Annotated in this window: 7 protein-coding genes and 1 tRNA gene; 4 read left to right on the top strand and 4 right to left on the bottom strand. The window is 67.1% G+C overall.

The features are described 5' to 3' along the window. Positions 1-1,005: ABC transporter ATP-binding protein (locus tag DBR22_RS24675; protein WP_258229263.1), on the top strand; the 1,005-nt coding region annotated here is incomplete at its 5' end. Between the two features lie 7 nt (positions 1,006-1,012). Here DBR22_RS24675 and DBR22_RS17175 read toward each other — a convergent pair. The 3 genes from DBR22_RS17175 to DBR22_RS17165 all read right to left on the bottom strand — a co-directional run bounded on the left by DBR22_RS17175 (position 1,013) and on the right by DBR22_RS17165 (position 1,997). Further along, on the bottom strand, positions 1,013-1,432 hold the full coding sequence (locus DBR22_RS17175; RefSeq protein ID WP_108600019.1) for an NUDIX hydrolase: 420 nt from the start codon (positions 1,430-1,432) through the stop codon (positions 1,013-1,015). Continuing rightward, positions 1,429-1,923 carry a DUF6314 family protein gene (locus DBR22_RS17170; protein WP_181365229.1) on the bottom strand — a complete coding sequence of 165 codons (495 nt, stop codon included), beginning with the start codon at positions 1,921-1,923 and terminating at the stop codon, positions 1,429-1,431. Before DBR22_RS17170 ends, DBR22_RS17175 begins: the two co-directional genes overlap by 4 nt. 1 nt (position 1,924) lies before the next feature. Then, positions 1,925-1,997: transfer RNA gene (locus tag DBR22_RS17165), tRNA-Arg, on the bottom strand. Positions 1,998-2,081: 84 nt separating this feature from the next. Here DBR22_RS17165 and DBR22_RS17160 point away from each other — a divergent pair. Then, a complete protein-coding gene (locus tag DBR22_RS17160) occupies positions 2,082-2,906 on the top strand; it encodes a DUF998 domain-containing protein (RefSeq protein ID WP_181365228.1) in 825 nt (274 codons plus the stop codon). Here DBR22_RS17160 and DBR22_RS17155 read toward each other — a convergent pair. Further along, positions 2,833-3,471 (bottom strand): hypothetical protein, encoded by a 639-nt coding sequence (locus DBR22_RS17155; RefSeq protein ID WP_108600017.1) that lies wholly within the window; start codon positions 3,469-3,471, stop codon positions 2,833-2,835. The two genes, DBR22_RS17160 and DBR22_RS17155, sit on opposite strands and share 74 nt — an antisense overlap. A gap of 32 nt (positions 3,472-3,503) precedes the next feature. On the opposite strand from DBR22_RS17155, the gene DBR22_RS17150 reads away from it, so the two are divergent. Both DBR22_RS17150 and pcrA read left to right on the top strand, forming a co-directional pair. Next, the gene (locus DBR22_RS17150; RefSeq protein ID WP_108600016.1) at positions 3,504-4,334 is read left to right on the top strand and encodes an inositol monophosphatase family protein; all 831 of its coding nucleotides are present in this window, start codon (positions 3,504-3,506) and stop codon (positions 4,332-4,334) included. A gap of 132 nt (positions 4,335-4,466) precedes the next feature. After that, positions 4,467-6,985, top strand: a 2,519-nt coding sequence (gene pcrA, locus DBR22_RS17145) for a DNA helicase PcrA (protein WP_108600021.1), incomplete at its 3' end; no start/stop codon positions are given.

Genomic DNA, 6,985 nt, shown 5'->3' with positions numbered 1-6,985 from the left:
GTGCTGGCCCTCCTGCTCACCCGCCTCTACGCCCCGCTGACGGCCCTGTCCAACGCACGCGTGGAGATCATGAGTGCCCTGGTCAGCTTCGAGCGGGTCTTTGAAATCCTCGACCTCAAACCTTTGATCCAGCAGAAGCCCGATGCAGAAGCCGTGCCGCGCGGCCCGGTATCTGTGGAATTCGACAACGTCCGCTTCGCCTATCCGTCCGCGGACAAGGTCTCACTCGCTTCGCTGGAGGAAGTCTCCACGCTGGACACCCGGGGCGGCGAGGAAGTGCTGCACGGCATCAGCTTCCGGGTTGAACCGGGGCAGACGGTGGCACTGGTGGGGTCATCCGGCGCCGGCAAATCCACCATTGCCCAGCTCCTGTCACGCCTGTACGACGTCGACTCCGGGGCAGTGCGGCTCGGCGGGGTCCTGCCTAAATCGGGGATGGACGTCCGGGATGTCACCTTCGATTCGCTGCGGGACACCCTGGGCATGGTCACCCAGGACGGCCACCTCTTCCACGAGTCGATCGCCTCCAACCTCCGGCTCGCCCGGCCGGATGCCACCGAGGACGACATGTGGGACGCCATCCGCCAAGCCCGCCTGGAAACCATGATCCGGTCCCTGCCTGACGGCCTGGACACCGTGGTGGGGGAGCGCGGCTACCGGCTCTCCGGCGGTGAACGCCAACGGCTCACCATCGCCCGGCTGCTGATCTCCCAGCCCCGCGTGGTGATCCTGGATGAGGCAACGGCCGCACTCGATTCCACGAACGAAGCCGCCGTCCAGGCAGCCCTCGGCGCCGCGCTCGAGGGGCGCACCGCCGTCGTGATTGCCCACCGGCTGTCCACCATCCGCGCCGCCGACGTCATCCTGGTGGTGGAGGACGGGCAGATCGTGGAGCGCGGCTCGCACACCGAACTGCTCGCAGCTGAGGGCCGCTACGCCGAGCTGTACCGCACCCAGTTCGCTGAGGCCACGGCCGTGGCTGAGGAAGCGGTCCCGGAGTACTGACGCCGGCTCAGCGTCGGCTGGCAGCGAGCTCCGGCAGGATGTGATCCGTCAGGAGCGGCGCCAGGTCCGCGGGAGGCGCCGCATTCCTGGCCAGTGCGGCCAGGTCCAGCCAGCGGATCTCCTCGATTTCGGCGGAGGGATGCGCCGTCCAGGTCCCCGGAGCCCTGAACACCGTTGCCTCGATGTCCGTGGCGGCCTCGTTGGCGGCGGCGGCGATCCAGACGCCCATCAGCTCCAGCTCCGCCGGCTGCAGCACGATCCCCACTTCTTCGCTGAGTTCGCGGGTTGCGGCCTCCACGGCCGATTCGCCGGCCTCCGGCTTGCCTCCTGGGTGCATGAACATCCCGGTGCCGCGCTTGCGGACGGTCAGGAGGCGCCCGGCGTCATCAAAGACACAGACGGCGGAGACAACAATGCGGGCTTTCACGGTTCAGAGCCTAGCCGTCCGCCCGGCAACCTGTGCAGCCGCGAGGTGAGCAGCAGGTTTTTGCGCGGTCCGCTGACATCCCAGGTGTAGGCGAACCGGTCCGGGCCCTCGAAGGTGTAGCTCACGCGGTAAGTGTCCGGATCGCACCAGTGGTCGTCGTGGCTGGCCGCCGGAGCGAAGCTCATCCGGTGGAAAGGGCGGCCGTCGGCGAAGAACACGTCCAGGGCACTTGTGTCGGCAGAAGGCCTGAGGAGGTATTCCCGGAAGGCGGGACCGGTGAAGGTGGGCCAGCGCACGGTGCCTTCCTCGCGGAAGGCCAGGCCGCCGTCGTCCGTGGGGGAAAAATGCACGACGCCGGAAAAGGTTCCATGGGTGCCTGTTGCCCGGTCCAGCAACTGCCGCTCCACAGCCCAGGTCCCAGGCCGCCCGGTACCCATGGCGGGACCCAGCAGGTACGCGCGGAGGTCAAACTCCTGGACGGACAAGTTCAAGTGCCCTCGATTGGAATCGAACCAACGACACCGGCTTTAGGAGAGCCGTGCTCTATCCACTGAGCTACGAGGGCGTGTTTCCGGACGATCCGGCAGGGCCGGTCCGTCCGGACACGGATACCAGCATACAAGGTGTGCGCCCGTACTACGCTCTTGGCATGAGATCAGCCCCGTCCGCTGCGCCCGCGGTGGCGTTTATTCCCGATACCACCTCCACCCGGCAGTACATCGGCGCGTGGTCCGTCCTGAGCGTGCTGCAGTACTTCGCCGCGGAGGCGGCGGTCATTGCGGCCTGGGCCGGCCCGCGTCCCTACGACCTGCGGACCGGCTATATCAGTGACCTGGGAGCCATCTACTGCGGGATCTACGATGGCCGGGAGGTGTGCTCGCCCCTGAACTGGCTGATGAACGCCTCGTTTGTGGTCCAGGGGCTCGGAATGCTCCTCGGAGGGCTGCTGCTGAGCACCGGCCTGTTGTGCGTGGCAGCCAAAGCCGGAGCACCGGTCCGGCCTGCCCGCAGGAAGCCGTGGCTCGCCGCCGGAGCGGTGCGCGTCCTGATCGGGACCGCCGGGGCGGGAACTGTGCTGGTGGGCCTCGTGCCCGAAGACGTGGGCTCGGGCTGGCACTTCGTGGGCGCCGTGATGTACTTCGTGGCCGGTGCGCTGGCCCTGCTGGTCCTGGGCCTGCTTTGGCTGCACAAAACCCCGCTGGCCTGGTTCATCCTGGCCTGCGGGGTGGTGTCGTCTGCAGCGCTGGTCACCGCAGGGCTGACCCGGCTGGACGTCCCGGAGCCTGGCACGCTGGAACGGCTGATGGGCTACCCCGTCACGGTGGGTGTTGCCGCTGCAGGGCTGGTGATCGCCCAGCGGGTGCACCGGCACCGCCAGGAAATACGGGCCATGGCGGCCTTTACCGGGCCGTCTCCGCGGCCTGGGGCTTCCGGCTTGCCAGGAACGCCGCCACCGCGCCAGCCAGCAGGCTGAGGACCAGCAGCACCCAACCCGCGATCGTCAGCCCGGACGCCAAAGCGACCTGGCCGGCGTCGGGCGTTTCCGATCCAAACAGCGCATCGATGGCGACGTTGCCCCACAACCGGGCCACCACGAACAGCAGAGGGAGTGCCCAGAGCGCCCAGCGGAGGGCCTTCCTGGCCACGTTGGTCCCGATCAGCAGCAGCCACGTGAAGCCGAAGATGAGCGGGAACAGGGTGCCCGCCGTTTTGTGGACGTAGTTGAGCTGGCCGCGGGCGTCGCCGTCCATGGCATCACGCAACTGGCCCACATATCCCGGGTCAAAGCCGCCCACCAGTGAATCCGGCATGGCAAGTCCATCGGAGAGCTGGGTCAGCTGGTTCAGCGTCAGCAGGTGGAGGTACCAGAACAGGAACAGGCTGACCACCACGCCGGCGATCAGGATGAGGTTGCTGTTGCTCCGGGCCTTCTGCGGCGACCGTGCCGTGGTGGGGTTGATGACGGGCGGCAGGTTGTGCTGTGGAACAACAGCCTTCGAGCCGTGCTTCTTGATCCGCTGCGCTGGGGTCTTAGCCATGGCACCATTATCCCGCCCCATAAACTGGGTCAATGACCACTGGCCGGCACAGCGCCCTTGAACTTGATCCCACCCTGGACGACTACCAACTGGCGGCCGCGCTGGTCCGGGAAGCCGGCCAGCTCGCGCTCCTGATGCGGATGGCCGGGCTGCAGTCGCAGCAGAAGACGTCGGTCTCGGATGTGGTGACTGCCGCGGACCACGCTGCCGAGGCGTATGTGCTGGAGCAGCTGCGGCGCTGCCGCCCGGAGGACGGGATCCTCGGCGAGGAGGGCGCCTCGGTGGCCGGCACCAGCGGCCGCACCTGGGTCATCGATCCGGTGGACGGCACCTACAACTTCCTGCACGGCTCCACCTATTGGTGCTCTGCGCTTGCACTGAAGGATACGGCGGACGTTCTGCTGGGCGCGATCTTCCAGCCGGAAGAGGACAAACTCTGGCTCGGCGGCACCGCCCAACCCACCACTTTGAACGGCGCGACGGTCACCGCCTTCCAGAACGACGGCGGTGCCCGCAACTCAACCCCGCTCGCCGAATTCGGCGCCGCCACCTACATCCACCCCACCTGGCTGATGGATCCGCTGTGCGCCATGCCCTGGCATTCGGCGGCCACTTCCGCCGCAGCCCTGCGGATGTTCGGCTCCGGATCCTGCGACCTGGGCCGGGTGGCAGACGGTCAACTGGGCTGCTGGTTCCAGCACAGTTGCCCGGAATGGGACTGGCTGCCCGGCCAAGCGATCGTCCGTGCGGCCGGCGGGGCCACGGACACTGTCCGCATCAACGGCCTGGACTGGTTCATGGCCGGAGGAACGGCGGCGGTGCGCGAGCTCCGGACGGCCCTCGAGGCGGGCTCGGTCACCTGAGCCCGCCGTCTCCGGGGGTGGCTGTCCAGGGGCCGGCTGGTTTTGGGCCCGACTTTTTGGGTCGGCGCAAGGTGAGACGTTATCCACAGGCTGAAGTGACTGTCGGCCCCACCGCCTAGACTTGTAGGCACCATGGATATGTTGTTTGACCCGTACTCTGACGGACCGTTCAAGGCCGGCTCCAAAGCTGCCGCCATCACCAAGTCGCGCCCGGAGGGTTTGGCAGCGTTCCCGGAATTCGGTGGCGGCGGGCCGGCCAGGGAAGCCGGAGGCGGTGCCGGACACACCCCTGAACGCCGCGCCGAACCCGGCCCGCAGAACGCGGGTTGGGCCAGCCAGCAGCCCGCCGGCGAGGGCAACGGAGGCGCAGGGCACCATGAAACGCACCACAGGCCAAATGCCGCCGAACTCCTGGAGGGCCTGAATCCCCAACAGGAGGAAGCGGTCAAGCACGCGGGGAGTGCCCTGCTGATTGTGGCAGGCGCCGGCTCCGGCAAGACCCGTGTGCTCAGTAACAGGATCGCGTACCTGATCGCCACCCGGCGCGCCCATCACGGCGAGATCCTGGCCATCACGTTCACCAACAAGGCCGCCGCGGAGATGCGGGAGCGCATCTCGGCACTGGTGGGCGGACGCGCCAAGATCATGTGGATTTCCACGTTCCACTCTTCCTGCGTGCGCATCCTGCGGCAGGAGGCCGCGAACGTCGGGCTGAAGTCCAACTTCTCCATTTATGACTCCGCGGACTCCCTCCGGCTCGTGACCCAGGTGTCCAAGAGCCTGGACCTTGATCCCAAGAAGTTCGCGCCCAAGGCCATCCAGCACAAGATCTCGGCACTCAAAAACGAGCTGATCGACGCCGATTCCTACGCCTTGTCCGCCAACCACAACGATCCCTTCGAATCAGCCGTGGCCGACGTCTTCAAGGGCTACACCCAGCGGCTGCGCCAGGCCAACGCCATGGACTTCGACGACCTCATCGCCGAAACGGTTTACATGTTCCGGGCCTTCCCTGCGCTCGCGGACTCCTACCGGCGTCGGTTCCGGCACGTGCTCGTGGACGAATACCAGGACACCAACCACGCCCAGTACGCCCTGGTGCGCGAGATTGTGGGCGAGGGCCCGGGTGCCTCCGAGCTCACCGTGGTGGGCGACTCCGACCAATCCATCTATGCCTTCCGCGGCGCTGACATCCGCAACATCGTTGAGTTCGAGAACGATTACCCGGATGCCCGCACCATCAAGCTGGAGCAGAACTACCGCTCAACCCAGAACATCCTCAGCGCCGCGAACTCGGTGATCTCACGCAACCCCAACCGCCCGGAAAAGCGGCTGTGGACTGCCGAGGGCGAGGGCCACAAGATCATCGGCTACGTGGGCGAAAACGAACATGACGAAGCCCAGTTCATCGCCAAGGAAATCGACCGGCTCCAGGACGAGGACAATCTCCGCCCCGGCGATGTTGCCATCTTCTACCGCACCAACGCGCAGTCCCGCTCCATCGAAGACGTGCTGGTCCGCGTAGGCCTGCCGTACAAGGTGGTGGGCGGCACCAGGTTCTACGAGCGCAAGGAAATCAAGGACGCCCTCGCGTACCTGAGGGTCCTGGTGAACCCGGACGACGACGTCAACCTGCGCCGGGTGCTTAACGAACCCAAGCGCGGGATCGGCGACCGCGCCGAGGGAGCCGTGGCCGCGCTGGCGCAGCGGGAACGGATGTCCTTTATGGCCGCCGCGCGCCGCGCCGAGGAAGCCCCCGGCATGGCCACCCGATCCGTCAACGCCGTCCTCGGCTTTGTGAAACTCCTCGATGACCTCGCAGAGGTAGCCACCGGTTCCGGTGCCGCCGCTGCGCTGGAGGCCGTCCTCGAACAGACGGGGTATCTGGCCGGGCTGCGTTCCAGCACCGACCCGCAGGACGAGTCCCGCGTGGAGAACCTGGCTGAACTGGTCGCCGTCGTTCGTGAATACGAGCAGGAGAACCCGGAGGGTTCCCTGGGGGCGTTCCTCGAGCAGGTCTCGCTCGTGGCGGATGCCGACCAGATTCCGGACGCACCCGGCGCGGACATCGACGCCGCCGTCGCCGAAGCCAAACGGCTGGGCGTGGTCACGCTGATGACCCTCCACACCGCCAAGGGCCTCGAATTCCCCGTGGTGTTCCTGACCGGCATGGAGCACGGGCTGTTCCCGCACCAGCGCTCCGCCACTGATCCCAAGGAACTCGCCGAGGAACGCCGGCTCGCCTACGTGGGCCTGACCCGCGCCCGGAAGCGGCTGTACGTGACGCGCTCCGAGGTCCGGAGCATGTGGGGCCAGAGCCAGTACAACCCCGCCAGCCAGTTCCTCGAAGAGATTCCGGCCGAGCTGGTGGAGTGGAAGCGTGAAGGCACCAGCCGGCAAACCGGTGGCTGGGGGAGCGGTGGGTCCATCGGCTCCAGCCGGTACGGCGGATCGTTCTGGGGTGCCGGCACATCCCGCGGCGCCGCCGCGGATTCCTCGGCCGGTTTCAACGCCGACGTTCCAGCCATCATTGCCAAGAACCGGGTCCAGCCGCAAAAGGAGATTGTGGCGGTCAGCGTGGGGGACAAGGTGAACCACACCAGCTTCGGCAACGGAACGGTGCTTGCCCTCGAAGGTGCGGGGGACAAGAC

Origin of the sequence: Arthrobacter sp. HMWF013 (assembly GCF_003061105.1) — a bacterium.
Lineage (GTDB): Bacteria > Actinomycetota > Actinomycetes > Actinomycetales > Micrococcaceae > Arthrobacter.
Note: the sequence above shows the minus strand (reverse complement) of the source record. Positions and strands in the feature narration are given on the sequence as shown.